Annotated in this window: 12 protein-coding genes; 2 read left to right on the forward strand and 10 right to left on the reverse strand. The window is 42.4% G+C overall.

Features of this window, described 5'->3' with window-relative positions; translation table 11 throughout:
- Positions 1-156: 156 nt before the first annotated feature.
- A complete protein-coding gene (locus L7A31_RS13095) occupies positions 157-393 on the reverse strand; it encodes a hypothetical protein (protein WP_237362232.1) in 237 nt (78 codons plus the stop codon).
- A gap of 238 nt (positions 394-631) precedes the next feature.
- Positions 632-1,873, reverse strand: coding sequence for a CinA family nicotinamide mononucleotide deamidase-related protein (locus L7A31_RS13100; protein ID WP_237362233.1), 1,242 nt, complete (start codon positions 1,871-1,873; stop codon positions 632-634).
- A gap of 276 nt (positions 1,874-2,149) precedes the next feature.
- On the opposite strand from L7A31_RS13100, the gene L7A31_RS13105 reads away from it, so the two are divergent.
- Complete coding sequence (locus L7A31_RS13105; protein ID WP_237362234.1) at positions 2,150-3,055, forward strand: DUF3943 domain-containing protein; 906 nt, start codon at positions 2,150-2,152, stop codon at positions 3,053-3,055.
- 66 nt (positions 3,056-3,121) lie between these two features.
- Here the strand turns inward: L7A31_RS13105 and nspC are convergent, their stop codons facing one another.
- From nspC to L7A31_RS13135, 6 genes are all read right to left on the reverse strand, one after another.
- Positions 3,122-4,255 (reverse strand): carboxynorspermidine decarboxylase, encoded by a 1,134-nt coding sequence (gene nspC, locus L7A31_RS13110; RefSeq protein WP_237362235.1) that lies wholly within the window; start codon positions 4,253-4,255, stop codon positions 3,122-3,124.
- A gap of 60 nt (positions 4,256-4,315) precedes the next feature.
- Complete coding sequence (locus tag L7A31_RS13115; protein WP_237362236.1) at positions 4,316-5,560, reverse strand: carboxynorspermidine synthase; 1,245 nt, start codon at positions 5,558-5,560, stop codon at positions 4,316-4,318.
- 13 nt (positions 5,561-5,573) lie between these two features.
- Positions 5,574-8,456, reverse strand: a complete 2,883-nt coding sequence (locus tag L7A31_RS13120; RefSeq protein WP_237362237.1) for a pyridoxal phosphate-dependent class III aminotransferase — start codon at positions 8,454-8,456, stop codon at positions 5,574-5,576.
- A gap of 520 nt (positions 8,457-8,976) precedes the next feature.
- Positions 8,977-10,146: a Na+/H+ antiporter NhaA gene (gene nhaA, locus L7A31_RS13125; protein ID WP_237362238.1), complete on the reverse strand. Its 1,170-nt coding sequence runs from the start codon at positions 10,144-10,146 to the stop codon at positions 8,977-8,979.
- A gap of 347 nt (positions 10,147-10,493) precedes the next feature.
- On the reverse strand, positions 10,494-12,953 hold the full coding sequence (locus tag L7A31_RS13130) for an ABC transporter permease (RefSeq protein ID WP_237362239.1): 2,460 nt from the start codon (positions 12,951-12,953) through the stop codon (positions 10,494-10,496).
- On the reverse strand, positions 12,934-13,605 hold the full coding sequence (locus tag L7A31_RS13135) for an ABC transporter ATP-binding protein (RefSeq protein ID WP_237362240.1): 672 nt from the start codon (positions 13,603-13,605) through the stop codon (positions 12,934-12,936). The genes L7A31_RS13130 and L7A31_RS13135 overlap by 20 nt, the downstream gene beginning before the upstream one ends.
- A gap of 278 nt (positions 13,606-13,883) precedes the next feature.
- On the opposite strand from L7A31_RS13135, the gene L7A31_RS13140 reads away from it, so the two are divergent.
- On the forward strand, positions 13,884-15,317 hold the full coding sequence (locus tag L7A31_RS13140; protein WP_237362241.1) for a DUF2867 domain-containing protein: 1,434 nt from the start codon (positions 13,884-13,886) through the stop codon (positions 15,315-15,317).
- On the opposite strand, the gene L7A31_RS13145 is transcribed toward L7A31_RS13140, so the two are convergent.
- Entirely contained in the window at positions 15,300-16,133 is an 834-nt protein-coding gene (locus L7A31_RS13145; RefSeq protein ID WP_237362242.1) for an alpha/beta fold hydrolase, read from the reverse strand. The two genes, L7A31_RS13140 and L7A31_RS13145, sit on opposite strands and share 18 nt — an antisense overlap.
- A 9-nt stretch (positions 16,134-16,142) precedes the next feature.
- On the reverse strand, positions 16,143-16,970 hold the full coding sequence (locus L7A31_RS13150) for a sugar phosphate isomerase/epimerase family protein (protein WP_237362243.1): 828 nt from the start codon (positions 16,968-16,970) through the stop codon (positions 16,143-16,145).

A 16,970-nucleotide genomic window follows, 5' to 3' on the forward strand; every position in this document is an offset into this window, starting at 1 on the left:
TAAATTACACTTATAAATATAGCGTTAATTCCAAAGACTTTTACTATAAGTTTCCATCAATACATCACCTTTCTTCCACAAAAAAGTGCGCCAAAGCGCACTCAAAAAGAAAACTGATATTTAAATGAGAAGTTGCTATATGAAGAACAGGTTTACTTAACCTTGTAGAAACTCATCGGCCGTTAGAACCGAGATAGGCTTATCTGCAATCTCTCGGCCGTCATCATCAAATAGTGATAAGCGATAGCCGTTAAAACCGGTTGTGTTACTATCAAATGGCACTTGATGCCACATCGAAACAACGTCCTGCTCACCACTACTAACCGTCTCTCCTAAAACAACTTTTTGGCTGGCAACCTTATACCAGACAAGCAATTTTGATTGACGTAACATTATTCCGACCTCCACGAAAATTCCAAGAGCGAATGTTCAGTGTACGCACAAAAACGCAGAACGGAAGCCTTAATTTTAAGACATGGAGGACGGATTATTGAAAATCATCAGCTTAGTTTATAGATCAATTTGCTATAAAAAATAATTTTTGTTAAAAATATGTAATAACCCAATCCATTCATACAGTTACTATTCTGGACACAAAATCACAATCTTGACAAACCTTAAGAGTAAAGCTTTACGGGTGTAATACGCTAGCAGGTATATGCATCTCCTTGATTGTTTTGACGGAACTGTATTTCGTAAATACCTGTAGACCAGATAAGTAACGCCTTAACATATCACCAGCTACCGTACCTATGATTGTTTTCTGATCTTCTGGCTGATAACTCCTATTAAACTCCAACCTTTGTCCCCACTCTCCTTGTTTACTAGAAAGCGCAATATAGAATTGATTGTCGACTAACTTGCCAGTCACTATTGCGATATCACTCGCACACTTTTCGCGAGTCGCACCAGCTAACGCGAATGTCGCGGCTAACTCATCTTGCTCAGCGTTTCCAACGGTAAGGCTATCACTTAAAACCCAGCCGTGGCTGCAATATTGTTGCAAGTTTTCGTCTTTATGAAGCCAATTAGTCAGCCAACCTTGAGTTGACTGCTCAGACACAGCTACTGTAGCTTTCTTTTCCGCAATCAGATGACCTATGTTCGATAGCATAGACTCGTCAACGCTAACAACATGCTGCCTTATATTTCCGTAAACGAGTTGGAGAAGTTTAATGCGCGTTTCTTCGTCTTCCTTTGGGCTAAACAGCTTAACCTCTATGTAAGGCAGGTAAGAGCGATAACCGAGGTAGTGTCCTTCTGGCAGCTGAATCTTATCCAAAACATCTGATAACCCTGATTCTGACGCGCCAAAGGTGTGTAGCTTGCTACAATGATAACCAGAGACTTCGGGATAGCGCTGCTTCAACGCTGGTAATATCTCCCTTTCGACCATTAATTTAAATTCACTTGGCACACCAGGAGTAAAAAAGAACAAACACTGATTGATTGTCATTTGAAAGCCACAAGCAGTGCCAATCGGATTATCAATTATCGTCGAGCTAATGGGTAGCATCGCCTGCTTGATGTTGCTTTCAGGCATCTCGATGCCACGTTGTTTGAAAAAAGTTACTAATTTTTCATTCCATGCCTCAAACAACGTTAGCTCTTCATCCGCTGCTTTCGCTGCCGCCTGAGCACTCAGATCATCGCTGGTCGGCCCCAAACCTCCATTCACGATAACAACATCACTATTGAAACTGAGCATCAACAGCTCTTCTGTAATAACCGCTAAGCCATCTCCCACAGTTGAACGTTTACTCAGAGAAAAACCATTTTCGAAAAAGGTGCTAGATAACCAGGCTGCATTAGTATCAACAATGTCTCCATGTAATACTTCTTCGCCAGTACTTAGCATTGCAATTTTTATCATTTTTAGTTCCTTACACGGGGAGCAAAACAGTTTTAAGACAAGCTTTGAAGGTCTTCTAGTAATGATATACCCAAATCAGTTCTAGAACTCCATACAATTAAAGTGGTAATACTGATATAGCGCTGTAAAAATGTCTGACATAGGTAACATTTTTAAATATATTCAACAATTCGAACCATCATGCCAACATTTTGTTCAAATTTCTGTTTCCATTCCCCTGATTTTATTAGACAATCATCCACTCTAACGGACTAGAAATGATAAATGGAGTTTAGTGTGCTTAAGAAAAACATAGCAGCATTGCTGCTTTCTTTTTCAGCTGTAGCGAACGCGTATGATGTTAACTCCATCGACCGCACTGGTTTCAATTCCAACCTATATACAGTCAACTACAGCGATGACGAGTTTGACGCCTTTCCCGAACCATTTTCAACCAACAATATCAGTTCACTAGCTCTGAAAGGCAATGAAAGTGAATATCAAAACGAAGAAAAACTGCCTAGATACCTTCGGATATCAACCGAACCAGACTGGGAGTATCTAAAATCACAAACCTACACCACTCTAGGGCTAAGTGTTGTAACTGTTGGACTAATGACACTACTTCCCTCTTCTATTACAAAGTGGGATGAAGATAGCCGTGATATTAGTCAGCTTGGCAATAAGTGGAAAGACAATGTATCTTCCGGGCCGACTTGGGATCGTGATGAGCACTACTTAAACTACATCATGCACCCTTACTTTGGCGGCGTTTACTATACCGCTGCACGACATGCTGGCTATGATGAGTTTCATTCATTCCTTTACTCTGCATTCCTTTCTACTTTTTTCTGGGAGTATGGTGTAGAAGCTTTTGCTGAAGTACCTTCTTGGCAGGATCTATTCGTCACCCCATTCTTTGGAGCAGTTGCCGGTGAGTATATGTTTGAGAAAGAGCAAGAGATCGTCGCCGAAGGCGGTGAGGTTTGGGGCTCTAAAACTATGGGAGACGTCACTCTATTCTTGCTAAACCCAATCGGACATATTGATGCATGGGCCTCTGACATGTGGAATGGACATGCCGAGTTTCAGTTCACAAGTTCAACTTGGGATGGCTACGACGATGCTCGGGTATATGCCTTAAATGCTGGAGCGCATCCAGACAGCGTTTACTATGGCGGGAAGATTAAGTTTACTTTCTAATAACAGGCCAAGTTAGAAATGCCCAGCAACTAGGCTGGGCATTTTAGTATCGAGGCTAAATCAATATTAGCTTACACTCCACTGTGAAAGCGAGCGCTTGAAATCTGAATAATCGAATTCATTTAGCTTCTCTACTTGCCCATTTTCACGACGGCAGTAGATTGATGGCATCTTTAAGCCATTAAACCAGTTCAGTTTCACCATAGTGTAGCCAGCACTATCCATGACATGTAAACGTTGGCCAATCTTTAGCGGCTCTTCGAAGTTAGCCACACAGAATTGGTCACCCGCTAAGCAAGAACAAGATCCAATCACATATTCATGCTCACCGTACTCTGAAGATTCTTGAATTGTTGCTGGCTCGTCATAAATCAAGGTATCTAATCGATGAGCCTCTGTAGCAGAATCAACAATCGCAGTTTTCTTTTCGTTCTCTACAATATCAACAACAGTCACAACAAGATCCGTTGTCTTAGTGATAATGGCTTCCCCGGGTTCTAGGTACAATTGCACTGAGTGTTTTTCAGAGAACGCTTTAAGTGTTTCTCCTAATCGTTCCAGCTCATAACCTGGCCAAGTAAAAAATACGCCACCACCTAAACTCACCCAACTCATCTTATCTAGGTAGGAGCCAAACTTCGCGGAAATGTCATCCAATAGGCGAATAAAAGAATCCACACATTTGTTCTCACAGTTCATGTGGAACATTACACCTTCAAGCTGCTCCATGAGTTGTGGTTCAATTTTGTCTGCATGAACGCCTAGACGAGAGAATTTGCGCGCGGGATCTGCTAAATCTTGCCCTGCACAACTCACTCCCGGGTTTAGCCTCAATCCAATTGATGCTTTACCTTCAACTAGGTGACGGTATGCTTGAAGTTGTGACTGCGAGTTAAAGATCAATTTGTCACATATATCCGCGACTTCGATGATGTCCGCTTCACTATAACCCACACTGTATGCGTGAGTTTCACCACCGAACGTTTCGTAGCCTAGCTTCACTTCATAAGGGCCACTACTTGTTGTTCCATCTAAATATGGTTTAATGATGTCAAACACACCCCAAGTAGAAAAACACTTCAGGGCTAGGACTAGCTTTACACCAGAAATCTCTTTTAGTTGCTTCGCTTTCTCTAGGTTCTCTACTAGTTTTACTTCATCAATCATGAAGTAAGGCGTTTTAAGGGAGCTATCTTGCATTCTATTTACTCGTCAAAAAACAAAGCCGATACTCTATGCATCGGCCTTATTAACATTCCGTTATTTTAAGATTTTGATGTCAGGCTGACCGACTTCAAGTTCTTGTACATGCCAATCAAGACCGATCTCTGGCATTGTTTCTAAGAACGGGTCTGGATCAAGCTGTTCCATATTAAACACACCAGCTTCCGCCCACTTGCCTCTGAAGTATTGAAGTGCTGCAGTGATTGCAGGCACACCCGTTGTATAAGAGATCGCTTGGTGTTCAACATCTTCATAAGCCACTTCATGGTCAGCATTGTTGTAAATAAATACACTGCGCTCTTTACCATCTTTCTTGCCTTGTACCCAAGTACCGATACAAGTTTTACCAGTATAACCTGGAGCTAAAGAAGTCGGGTCAGGCAATAGAGCTTTAAGAACATGTAGAGGCTGAACCACAGTACCATCGTGAAGCGTCAGTGGGTCTGGGCTCAGAAGGCCAATATCTCTCATACAGTTGAAGTAGTTAAGGTATGCATCACCAAAACCCATCCAGAATTCAATGCGTTTAGCTGGAATAAATTCTTGCATTGAACGTACTTCATCATGAGCCATAGAGTATACTTTGTGCTTTCCAACCAATGGGAAATCAAACTCAAGCATACGAGAATGACAAGGAACTTGTTTCCACTCGTTGTTTTCCCAATAGAAAGAATCGCCTTGGATTTCCAGCATATTAGTTTCTGGATCAAAGTTAGTTGCGAACTTCTTACCATGGTCACCAGCGTTCACATCCATCACATCAATGGTGTCAATCTCATCGAAAAGATGTTTGACAGCATAAGCTGCGAATACACTCACAACACCCGGATCGAATCCAGCACCTAAAATACCTGTGATACCAGCTTCTGCAAACTTTTCACGATAGCCCCACTGCCAATCATAAGCTTGCGGTACTTGTTGTCCTTCAGAACATAGATCAACTGCCACAGAGGTATCTAAATAAGACACTTTAGCTTGGTAGCACGCTTCCATAATGCTGATATTCACCCACGGAGGACCAGCATTGATGACAAGGTCTGGTTTAACTTCGTTGATAAGAGCAACCAACGCATCCACATCATCTGCATTAACAGCGCGGGCTTCTAATTTCTTCGAAGGGTCTTTTAAATTATTGCGACCTTTAATTGATTCGATGATCTTTTCACACTTACTAATTGTGCGAGAAGCTAAAGTAATATCGCCTAATACATCGTTGTTTTGAGCTGCCTTGTGAGCAACTACCCAGCCAACACCACCAGCACCGATTTGTAAAATTGCCATTGTTCTAATTCCTTTACTGAGCTAGTTCAGAAGCTAGCGTATTAATTTTTGATAATAGAGATTCAAAGTCTGAAGTTTTCAAACAAGGATTTAATATCGTCAATTTCAGCGCAGATTTTCCGTCTACGACCGTCTCACCAAGCACAGCTAAGCCACGAGTAAGCGCTTCAATACGTACTTTTTGGTTTAGCTTACAAACATCTCCATTCCCAACCACTCTAAATAAAACTGTTGAAAGTGAAGGTTTAGCTAATAACTCAAAGCCATGTTTTTCTTCAACAAGTCGAGCGACTTCTAGCGTTTGATCAATGAGGTGGTCATACATTTCACCCAATGCTTTTGGACCAACATTCTGCATGGTCATGAAGACTTTCAATGCGTCAAAACGTTTTGTGGTTGCAATTGACTTATCAACTAGGTTTGGCAGCTTGTCATGCTCTCTGTTTAGGTAATCAGCATGATGCAGCAAGAACTTAAAGTTTGATTTGTCTTTAACAAGCAAAGAACCACAACTTATTGTTTGATAGAACAATTTGTGGAAATCAACGCTGACTGAACTTGCACGCTCGATGCCTTTTAATCGACCTTTATGGCTACTCAAAATTAGCGCGCCACCGTATGCCCCATCGACATGCATCCACAAATCATTGCGCTCAGCAATATCTGCAATGCTATCAAGGTCATCAATTGCGCCGTGATCGGTCGTACCTGCCGTCCCAACAATTGCAAACGGAATCAGTCCTTGAGCCTTAGCATCACTTATTACACCATCAAGCTTAGTTACATCCATAGTGCCGTCAGAGTGACAGTCTACGCTTATGATTGCTTTTTCACCTAGCCCCATCCACGAGGCTGATTTTTGCACTGTGAAGTGAGAATTTGCAGAACATACAATGCGCAATTTGTCAGCGTATTCTGGAAGACCAAGCTTCTGCACTGAGTGGCTACTCAGCTTGTCAGCTATCCAATCTCTTGCCAGCATTAAACCCATTTGGTTACTTTGCGTACCACCACTGGTAAAAATGCCATCCGCATTGCTGCCAAGTTGATACTTGCCACAAAGCCAATCAATTACTTTTTGCTCAACATACGTCGCCGCAGACGCCTGATCCCATGAATCCATCGACTGGTTCAATGCTGCAATCATTGCTTCCGCTGCCACTGCTGGCATCAGTGGAGGTGTGTGCAAATGTGCGATACAGTCAGGGTGCTGAACAATAATAGAGTTCTTCGCCACCAAATCAGCAGTTTCACCGATAATGTCTTTCAACGGTGCATCTCGGTTATCCAGATTAACTAAGTTAATCGCTTGTTCGAGTTGCTTTGGATCTAACCCCGAATATGGAGAGTTTGTATTTTCAAACACTTCTTTCATTGCAGCGGTAGTTTGATTCATAATCAAAGAAAACTCGTTGCTGCCAGCTTCGCCAGTATGAATAAAGTGTTGCTGCCACTTTTCATTTTTCTCTTCTGAAGCTTTAATGCCACCGCCAACAGCTATTATCGCACCTTCAAGCACTTTTAGAGCGAAGTCGATTTGTTCAAACGAGATAATAAGCGGTGGTAAGAACCGAATGACAGAACCGTCACGGCCACCCTTCTCCACCATCAATCCACGCTCTAGAGCAGCTCGTTGGATCGCCAGCGTAAGCTCGCCATCAGACTGTGGTTCGCCAAATTTGTTTCGCTGGCCTGAAGGATCACAAACCTCAACGCCGAGCATCAAACCCTTTCCACGCACATCAGCAATGCAATTTACACGCTCTTGAATGCGCTGTAAGCCAAGTCGCAAATACTGACCTGCAATTTTAGCTTGATCGACAAGGTTGTCCCTTTGAATAATCTCCAATGCTTTAGCACCAGAAACCATAGCAAGTTGGTTGCCACGGAAAGTTCCAGTGTGCTCACCAGCTTTCCAAGTATCGATGTCTTTTTTAAACACCAACAATGACATTGGCATGCCACCGCCGATGGCTTTAGAAAGGCATAAAATATCTGGTGATACTCCAGCTTCTTCAAATGCAAAACGGTAACCTGTTTTACCCACGCCACATTGGATCTCATCGAAGATAAGTAGGATATCGTGTTCATCACAGATACGACGTAGCTCTTTTAGCCAAAAAGCAGGGGCAGGAATAACGCCACCTTCGCCTTGAACAGGCTCAACAATCATCGCGGCAGGTTTCATCACACCCGCTTCATCATCAGCAAGAAGGCGCTCAATATAACGAATATTTGCTTTAGCTCCGGCATCACCACCGATACCAAACGGACAGCGTAAGCTATACGGGAACGGCATGAAGTGCACATCAGACATTAAACCAGTGCGACGCTCTTTTGTACCGAGGTTACCCATCATCCCCATGGTACCGTTAGTCATTCCATGATAAGCACCACGGAAAGCGAACATGGTATTGCGGCCTTTAGTCTGCTTTGCAAGCTTGATAGCAGCCTCAACTGCGTCTGCACCTGATGGCCCACAAAACTGAATAGCAGAATTGTTTGCAAAGTCTTCTGGCAAAAAAGCTTTAACCGTTTTAATGAACTTGTCTTTCGCCTTGGTGGTTATATCAAGCGTTTGGTATGGCAGACCAGAATCTAGTTGGTCCTTTAGGGCTTGATTGATTTCAGGGTGATTATAGCCAAGAGCTAGTGTCCCCGCCCCCGCCAGACAATCTAAAAATATTTGCCCGCGTGTATCTTCCACTAAAGCGCCATAGGCACGCTTTATTGCAATTGGCAAGCGACGCGGATAAGAGCGAACTTCAGACTCATGCTCTGCTTGATCTAAAAGTGTTTGGTCTGGCGTTAAGTCGTAGAGACCTTCTACGACTGGCACATCAGTAGAGAAATTGGTTGAGATAGTGTTTTGTTCAACTTCAAAAACTGTGCTCATTTTGAATACCTTGATAAATCAAATGATTAATTTACTTACACACGTTAGTTGACGGTAACTAAGTGCGGAAAACGCAAAAACTTCCGAGACACAAAAAGCATCTGGAATAGATCACCTTCAAAGGGCGATTTAAAGAAGTTTTAGTTTCAAGGTTCAGTAATACTACTGGTTTGATGCATGGGGCATCGAGGAAGTAGGACGCTGATTATTGTGTGTAAGTTAAAATGTTTCACTGTTGGGTTTCCCATTTACGTGCCGCTTCGTGCGACGTATAGTATCCCGTCTATCGCCTAAGGGGTTTGACGATACCTACCCTACGCAGCGTCACAATCAGCATGAATGGTCACTACGCGTATCCCCCAGAAAAGCTTGTTATTTGCAGCCTCCGAGATTGCGCGAGAAATTATCATAAAATTGATCTATATGGCAATACTTTTTAACCATCATTTTAACTTTTTTAGCGTGCTAGAAACGCAAAAGGGTAAGCAAATTGCTTACCCTACTGTAGCTATAATATGCATCAGTTTTCTTGTGGTTGCCTAGACTTCAGTTTCTTAGGTAGTGAAGTACTTAGCAGTACGTAACCAAGAATAGCTGCGGTAGTCGAGCCCATTAATATGCCCAATCTTGCGTAGGTATCGAAGTCTGCATTTGCTGAGCCGAAGGCTAGAGAGGATATGAATATCGACATCGTAAAGCCAATTCCACAAAGCACTGACACCGCAAATATTTGCTTAAAGTTAATTCCCTCTGGAAGTTTAGCAAATCCTAATTTAACGGCAGCGTAGCTGAAGCTAAATACGCCTAGAGGCTTACCAACTAACAGACCTAGAGCAACACCCAATGGCAACATTGAAGTCAGCCCTGCCATATCTACACCCTGTAAAGAAATACCTGCATTGGCGAAAGCGAACAGTGGCAAAATACCGAAGGCAACATACCTGTGTAGTGAATGCTCCATATGTTTAAGTGGAGAGTAATCGCCTTTTTCACCTTTGAGCGGAATAGCAAAGCCTATCACTACACCAGCTAATGTGGCATGGACACCCGACTTCAACACTGCGGCCCATAGGATTAGGCCAACTATCATGTAAGGCGTTAACTTAGTGACATTTTTGTGGTTGAGGAAAAATAAAACTCCCGTCATTGCAAAACCGACCACCAATGCTAAGGTTGATAAGTCACTGGTGTAGAACAGCGCAATTATCACGACAACGCCCAAGTCATCAATAATCGCCAAAGCCAGCAAAAATACTTTTAAGCTAACAGGAACTCGGCTACCTAACAGAGCCATAATACCCAACGCAAAAGCAATATCTGTTGCTGCTGGGATAGCCCATCCTTGCATCGCGGCTGGATTGCCAAGGTTAAACAATACATAAATTAGTGCTGGTGCAACCATACCACCTGCGGCTGCGATAGCTGGGAAGATAGCCGTCTCTTTAGACTTCAACGCACCTTCCAATAGCTCTCGTTTTACTTCTAAGCCTATCAACAAGAAGAATACAGCCATCAAGCCATCGTTAATCCAGTGAGAAAGTGACATACCGAAGACATAGGTATGTAAGAAACCTTGGTATGCATCGTTAAGAGGAGAGTTAGCAACAGTCATTGCAATTGCTGCGGCAATGACAAGTAGAATGCCCCCAGCAGATTCCATTTTAAAGAAGTCACGAATCATTTCGCTCATATTTCGCCCTTGTCTTAATTTTCTAAACCAACCAAATAATGAATACATTTGAGTGTAATACCATCCAATACCAAGGAAAAATCGCTTCTAATGATAATAATTGTAGGTTTTTCCGAAGTTATGCATTAAACCTAAACACGCTCTAATGCTAAATTAATAGCATATACTCAGCTACATTATCCAATTGAATTTGAATAATTTCTTGTGCTACATATAGAAAATATAGTTGAATCACTCAAAAAGCCGAAATATGTCACTTTTAAATGTATCAAATAGGCTTGTTATGAAAGAAAAAGCCCCAGCAAAAGCTGAGGCTAAGTGATAACAGTCGTTGGTTTTATTTGAACCTAAATCGCGTCTTTTAGCAGCTTCATTGGCGTGTTGCGAATCATCCTAAGTACTGGGATCGCACCTGCTGCCATCAACGCTAGCATGACTGTAGCAACGGTTATCAAGTATTGAGATGGCAAAAACTGCAACTTCATTGTCCACCCAAAAGACTGTTCTATGACTATGTTGACGATGAAATGTGATAGCAACAAGCCAAGTGGCATCGCAATAATAATCGACAAAATACCGAAACAAAGCAGTTGTAACCCGCCAATCAATATAATCTCCCGCCCAGAGACTCCAAAACACCTCAACAAAGAGATATGTCGCTGCCTAGAAACTTCACCGGCTAACGTGGCAAAGAATATTCCTACAATCGCAATAACAAGGGTAATATGACCCAATGTGTCCGCCACTTCAAAAGTTCTATCGAATAAACTCATCGCTTTCTTGTGGATACTCTTATTATCGAAAACACGGCCATCACTAAAGTGATATTTCACCTCGATGTTTTTCTCTATGATGGTTGGGTTTACCCATTTCGGTAATTTGAGACCTAGCGAAACACTGCCAGTACCGGAGAACGCTTTTAGCCAATTGTCCTTTGAAATAATAACTTGGTTGTATGGGTTGCCATAATCATAGTAAACACCGACAACATTCCACCCATTCCCTAAACTACCTCGCAAATCTACTTTTTCACCAGGCTCTATATCAAGCTTGTTAGCCATCGATTCACTGATCAAGATGGACTTAGTTGTTTTCAGGAGGTGCCAAAAATTAGGCAATGTCTGTTTTATCGGAATAGAACCTAACTCACCAGCTGAGAACCCCGTACTAACAACTTGCAATGGACCTGATGGGGTCAAAATTTCCTTCTCCCACCTTTGCCAAACTTGAGATATTTCTGGTTGTTTCTCCAACCATGTAGTAATTGAATCGACTCTCGCGGCATCAGGGTAAACATACAGATCGGCCGCTAAGCGTTGAGATAGCCAACTGTCTGTCGTATGCCTAAAGCTTCCAACAGTTGTTTCAACACCAACATTGGCAGCTACCGCTAACATAAATGCCATTGTCGCAACGCCTCGGTAGCTCATACTCGCAGCAGCATCAGAGAAAAACCATCGCACTTTAACAGTACGTAAAGTGTTAGCAAGGAAAGTAAAGAGCTTCCAAATAACAAAAGGCGTAAACATGGCCACGCTAAGCAGAGTCAATACAATAATTGCAAAGCCTGTATGTTCAGTCTTAGGAGCGATGTACAGAATAATGGCGATAAGTGCAAACATAATGGCTAGCAACGTTTGAATCGCAAACTCAATACTAGCAAACCGCACTAGAGACAAACGCTTAGCTAAACGAATAGGTTGTGCTCTTAGCAAACGAATTGCTGGCCAAATACAAGCCAGCAGTGCACCAGCAATCGTCATATATAAGCTTGTGCAACTCGACTGCCAGCTCCACCCATTCGCAAACGTGTCTGCCCCGTGATAAACAAAGCCAATACTTTGCGAAACCGTCGGGATCATGTAGTAAGACAAGCACATACCCAACAAATTACCACACACCCAACTTACGAGGATCAAAGCAAACAACTCGATTAAAAGCGCTTGGGTTAGCTGCCACCCTGAGACACCTGTTTGACGAAGTATGCCCACTAAACGTTGCCGCTGAGCCATCGATAGCGACATTGCTTGATAAAAAATGAACAAGCCAACGAGGAATGAAAGCATACCAACCGCAGTCAGGTTCATGTGGAAAGCTTTGGTTATCGACTCCAACTCACTACGCGAGTTTTTCGATAACACTAAACCAGTCGGGAGCATGTTTTTCAGAACGAAAACCTTATCAGGCTCCATTTCACCACACGCTATCTGCGATACTCCACCATTGTTATCAACGCTTTTAAACACCGACGGGTTACTGATCACTTCATTCTTATCAAGAACTCCCCAATTATCAATAACAACGGGTCCAACCTTTTTTCCATCAAGGACAGAAAGATAACTACCGTTGTCCAAACCAATCGTCTTGGCAAGAGATGAGCTCACTACGATTGGGGTAACTTCACCTTTCTTTGTGTGTTTGTACAAATGCTCGGCAACCGTTACCTCACGTACGGGAATGGTAATTCGTGGATCAACACCAACAAAAGTAACGGTCTTACGACTAGCAATATTAGTATTAACAGGAACTTGTTTGAAAGGTACACATTGGGTAAACCCTTCTTTTTGAAGCTGGGTATAGAAATCGTACGGGATAAGGTCTGTTGGTTTTTTTGCGCGAACTTTTAATGGCAGAGGATCAGCCAGAATCTGCTCCCCCGTCACGCTATTCTGCCTTACATGCTTACTTATTGACGTCACACCAACAAGCAGCGAGACACCTAAAGTCAGCCCCAACCAAACAAGCAATAACTGAAATGGATAACGGCGATAGTGACCCAATAACGCTTTAACTATGGGCCATAACATGAAGCACGCCCCCTTGCAGGCGTATACGCCCTTGCATATGCATTGCGACTTTTTCACTGTGTGTCACAAGAAGAAGCGTACATTTTAACTGACGAGTCAAACTGGTTAGAAGCCGCATTACCGCTTCAGCATTTCGCTCGTCTAAACTACCCGTTGGTTCATCGGCCAATAGTATTTTCGGCTCCATATAGAGCGCCCTAGCGATGGCCGCACGTTGTTGTTGGCCGCCGGAAACATCTTCAGGAAAACGTTTTAATAAAGGCATTAGATCCAATACTGATAAGATTTGGCGCCACAATTCTTTATTTTCAGGTAAACCTTTTAGCTGACGACAAAAACGAATATTGTCTTCAATATTTAAGGTGGGAAGAAGGTTATATTGCTGGAAAATAAGGCCTATATTACCTCTGCGGTAAGATGTCCTCTTATTTTCTTTCGCCGTATGCATGCTGAAACCGGGAAAAAGAATCTCTCCTGTGTCAGCAGTATCTAACCCTGCTATAAGGTTGAGTAGCGTACTTTTACCTGAACCACTCTCGCCCATCAAAGCGACTTGCTCACCTTGCGATAACGACAACTCTGCACCTTGTAAGATGGGATGAAACTCTCCACCATCTATATAACCTTTACAAAGGTCCTTAAGTTGTAACATTTATATTCTCGCCGTCACCGTTTACCGGATAGTGAATCTACACTAAATCCCTCTCTTGAGGAAGTATTTTGCACGCTAGATCACATCTTATGCAAACGGTTTCTTCAATCAATTTTAGAGGCACTCATCCCATTTAGTTTGTTAGTGTTTCAACTCCATGATAATTAAGCAAACCATCACTATTTTTCGAGAATTGTAATATACTTCGATAATAGGAAGTCTTTGATATTTTGGCGAAACATCTTCACGACTTGAAACATAACAATAAAGGGTGCGCAATGAAGAATGTGCTGGTTTTAGGCGCTTCAGGATATATCGGTTCTCAACTTCTCACTGAATTAGCCAACCAAGGTTACAACGTCACTGGCGCAGCTAGAAATATTGACTACCTAAAGGCACGTTCCGCAACCAACCCGAACATCGAATTAACCTATCTAGATTTAAATGATGTAGACAAAACAAAACAAGTTGTCGCGAATTTCGACATTGTCTATTTCCTTGTTCACGGTATGGCGCAAGGGCATGACTTTTTAAAGTACGAAATATCGTTGGCAGAGAACTTCAAAAGCGCCCTGATAAACAGTAATGTTAAACATGTCGTCTATGTCAGCTCTCTACAGCCCAAATCAGGGCACTCACAACACCTTTATGCAAGAAAGCTAACAGGCGATATTATTCGTCAAGCTAACATTCCTGTTATTGAGATTCGTGCTGGTATCGTTATCGGCCCGGGCTCCGCAGCCTTCGAGATTATGCGAGATTTCTGCTACAACCTGCCTATTTTAATCACCCCCAAATGGGTGGATTCCAAGGCCAACCCTATTGCCCTGAAAAATTTGAATCACTATTTGCTAAAACTCGCCGAAGTTAAGCCAAATAAGCATCATCTATACGAAATTGGTGGCCCTGACGTTTTGTCCTACAGAAAACAGTTCAACGTTATCAACTCTGTTTTAGGAAAATCAACAAAGCTCATTTCAACACGCTTACTGACACCTAGGCTTGCATCATATTGGCTAAAATGGGTCACGTCAGTCCCGGCTAGCATTGGTAAGGCTTTGTTGGCAGGTATTGACCACGACTTTATCGCTAACACAAAGGTCATTCATCGACTTTTTCCTCAAAAACTTGTTTCCTACCAAGAAATGGTTAAAGAGACGATTGCCAGTGAAGGCAAGTTTCTTAGAAGTGATGTATGGGGGTTTGAACCTGAAGCTTTGAAAAGGTGGCAACCCGGGTTTGGCTACTATGCCAAACACACTGGTGCGACTATTGAAACAGACTTAACCCATGAAGCACTTTGGCAAACAGTGAAAACGATAGGTAGCCGAGAAAGTGGCTACTTCTTTGCGGACATTTTATGGCGCACTAGAGAATGGCTTGATGTTTTAGCTGGCGGGAAGATACCAGTTCGCCGTACTCCATCCAAAGACAACCTAAAGGTGGGCGACTATATCGATTCGTGGAAAGTCATTCGCTGTGAGCCTAATAAATTTCTATCACTCTTCTTTGGAATGAAAGGCCCGGGCTTAGGCCGGTTGGAGTTTACAATTAAAGATTTGGGCCACAAACGCCAGTTGAATGTCACCGCTTGGTGGCACCCTAAAGGCTTTCGTGGCCTACTCTACTGGTTTACATTTATGCCCGCACACATGTTTATATTCAAAGGTATGGTGAGGGCAATTGTTAGCAAATCAAAAAAGCGGCTTTGATGGCCTCTCCGCTACATCAATCGAACCCAGCACTTTCGAAATAACGCACTTGCAATCATCAATATAACCATTGGGATTTTCCGTTTTTGTTGACGCGCGGTAGATTGCCATTCCAGGCATCAACTTCATCAAATCATTAACTATTGAATAAGGGTGTATGTAGTCTCGCTCTACGTGAATACATTTGGGGAGTATATTGTTTTTTCTGAGTATTGTGTCATTCACTATTGGTTTGCTACTGGTGATAACCCTCAGCATTAAAGTTAAAGTTTGAGTTTGTCGACTAAACAAAGATATAAGTGAATTCGCATTGTCTGGAGAGCGGGCTTTTAGCATATCGTACGCATCTGAGGTAACATATCGTTGAAAACCATCTTCACCCCCATATAAGTCGATCAGATCTGCAACCGCTTTAAAAGGCATAATATTTTCAGGAATAGGTTTATTTGCCCAAGCAGGCCGAATAAGAACTATATCTGCAACGTTTTTTGGGTACTTACTGGCAAAGGCCAAACAAATAGCTGCACCCATCGAGATTCCACTTAGGACTACTTTTTCGATTCTTAAAAAATTGAGTAAGGCTCGTAAGTCATCGGCAAAGGTTTCAATTGACCATTCACTTACATCTCCCCCATCCGACAGGCCATGCCCCCTGCACTCTAAAGTAATACAGCGCCGAGTGTTGTCTGGATAGATGGCTTTAGCCTGAGTATAGTCCGCGGTTAAACCATGTTGTACAACCAATGGTGTTCCTTCACCATGATTGTCGTAGTAGGAAAATGTCAATCCTTTATGTTTAAATGTGTGCAAAAACATATCGGCTTCTCACAGACAAGTTATTCTAGCATCAAGAAATTTGTACACATCGCTTGCTTCAGATTCACTAAATCCATGAGCTACGATGTCGCCTTTATATTTATGTAACTCCAACAAATTCAAGTAGTGCCCATAATCCAAAACACCGTTACCTACCGTTGCAAAACTTCCATCAAAACTACGGTCCTTTGCATGCACTTGAGCAATATGTGGAGATAATAAAGTCAGCGCATCATCTAATATTTGATGTTGCTCTTCTATGCTAACGACATCAAACAAATTTGCAGGGTCTAAAATCACTCTTATTCTATCTGTCTGAAGCTCATCAATAAGCCGCTTCGCCTTTTGAGCAGAGTTCACCACATTCGCCAACTCTGGTTCAATGCCAAGATACACATCGTATTTTTCCGCAATTAATATCGCTTCTCGCATTTCAGCTAATAAATCGCTCCAAGCCTCGTCAGTATTATTGTCTTTATGCCACTGCCATTGATTTGTTTGACATCGAGTTCCTGTGCAAAGAGTCAGAAGCCTTGAGTCAAGTTGAACGGCTAGCTTTGCTAGTGTCTTTAGCCCGTTCAACCCCTTTTTTCGCACTTGGGCTGAACGGTGGATCATATTGTACGTAGCTGAAATAGAAGCAATTTCTACCCCAACTTCAACTACAGCAGCTTTTATTTCTTGAACAACGTTCCTAGGTATTTCACTAGGCATAGAGTCTAAACCAGAACAAACCATGTTGTATGCAACAGACTGATAACCAGCTTTTGCTGCTTTTGTCAGCACTGTTCTAGGGTCGTTTCCTGAAAAGGTCTTTGCAAAAACACCTATTTTCAT

This window comes from Vibrio marisflavi CECT 7928 (assembly GCF_921294215.1).
GTDB lineage: Bacteria > Pseudomonadota > Gammaproteobacteria > Enterobacterales > Vibrionaceae > Vibrio > Vibrio marisflavi.

What these genes read in the sequence shown, in the direction of transcription:
- L7A31_RS13150 (WP_237362243.1), bottom strand. Translation starts at nt 16,970, where the DNA reads ATGAAAATAGGTGTTTTTGCAAAGACCTTTTCAGGAAACGACCCTAGA.
- nspC (WP_237362235.1), bottom strand. Translation starts at nt 4,255, where the DNA reads ATGCAAGATAGCTCCCTTAAAACGCCTTACTTCATGATTGATGAAGTA.
- L7A31_RS13130 (WP_237362239.1), bottom strand. Translation starts at nt 12,953, where the DNA reads ATGTTATGGCCCATAGTTAAAGCGTTATTGGGTCACTATCGCCGTTAT.
- L7A31_RS13120 (WP_237362237.1), bottom strand. Translation starts at nt 8,456, where the DNA reads ATGAGCACAGTTTTTGAAGTTGAACAAAACACTATCTCAACCAATTTC.
- L7A31_RS13100 (WP_237362233.1), bottom strand. Translation starts at nt 1,873, where the DNA reads ATGATAAAAATTGCAATGCTAAGTACTGGCGAAGAAGTATTACATGGA.
- L7A31_RS13135 (WP_237362240.1), bottom strand. Translation starts at nt 13,605, where the DNA reads ATGTTACAACTTAAGGACCTTTGTAAAGGTTATATAGATGGTGGAGAG.
- nhaA (WP_237362238.1), bottom strand. Translation starts at nt 10,146, where the DNA reads ATGAGCGAAATGATTCGTGACTTCTTTAAAATGGAATCTGCTGGGGGC.
- L7A31_RS13115 (WP_237362236.1), bottom strand. Translation starts at nt 5,560, where the DNA reads ATGGCAATTTTACAAATCGGTGCTGGTGGTGTTGGCTGGGTAGTTGCT.
- L7A31_RS13145 (WP_237362242.1), bottom strand. Translation starts at nt 16,133, where the DNA reads ATGTTTTTGCACACATTTAAACATAAAGGATTGACATTTTCCTACTAC.
- L7A31_RS13140 (WP_237362241.1), top strand. Translation starts at nt 13,884, where the DNA reads ATGAAGAATGTGCTGGTTTTAGGCGCTTCAGGATATATCGGTTCTCAA.
- L7A31_RS13095 (WP_237362232.1), bottom strand. Translation starts at nt 393, where the DNA reads ATGTTACGTCAATCAAAATTGCTTGTCTGGTATAAGGTTGCCAGCCAA.